The organism is Enterococcus sp. C46 (genome assembly GCF_040887565.1).
Lineage (GTDB): Bacteria > Bacillota > Bacilli > Lactobacillales > Enterococcaceae > Enterococcus_B > Enterococcus_B lactis.
The window spans coordinates 1-626 of the sequence record NZ_JBFOGA010000031.1 but is presented as its reverse complement, the minus strand read 5'-3'; the positions used below and the strand labels follow the sequence as shown (position 1 = coordinate 626).

The following is a 626-nucleotide window of genomic DNA, read 5'->3' as shown; positions in this document are numbered from 1 at the left end:
AAGACTGCTCTTGATTATTGGCACCAGTATAAAGAAAATAAGAAAAAATGTGGTAGAAAAGTCATTCAATTACCTGCTCATGAAGTAGATTACATTAAAGAGAAAGTCACTCTTGGTTGGACGCCTGACGTCATTATCGGGCGAAAAGAAAGGCCTGTTTCATGCGGTATGAGAACACTTTATCGTTTATTTTCTAAAGGAATATTTGATATTGACACACTACCGATGAAAGGTAAAAGAAAACCCAATGGCCATCAGGAAAAACGGGGAAAACAACAGTATCAGCGCTCAATCCATGATCGACCTGATAATTATCCTGATTTCAATTCTGAGTTTGGTCACCTTGAAGGTGATACGATCGTTGGCATTCATCATAAAAGTGCCGTCATTACTTTAGTTGAAAGATTATCTAAAGTCATTATCACGATTAAACCCAACGGCCGTAAGGCATTAGATATTGAAACTGCCCTTAATCAATGGTTTTCTCGCTTCCCTAAAAACTTCTTTAAATCTATTACGTTTGACTGTGGAAAAGAATTTTCTAACTGGAAAGCCATTAGTAACCAACATGATATTGATATATATTTTGCGGACCCTGGAACACCTTCTCAACGCCCATTAAACGA

The 626-nt window shown here is 37.2% G+C and carries 1 protein-coding gene; it reads left to right on the top strand.

All coding sequences use genetic code 11. The annotated features are described in order from the left end of the window. A partial coding sequence (locus tag AB3I27_RS13950) for an IS30-like element IS6770 family transposase (RefSeq protein ID WP_099137873.1) occupies positions 1-626 on the top strand: 626 nt, incomplete at both ends.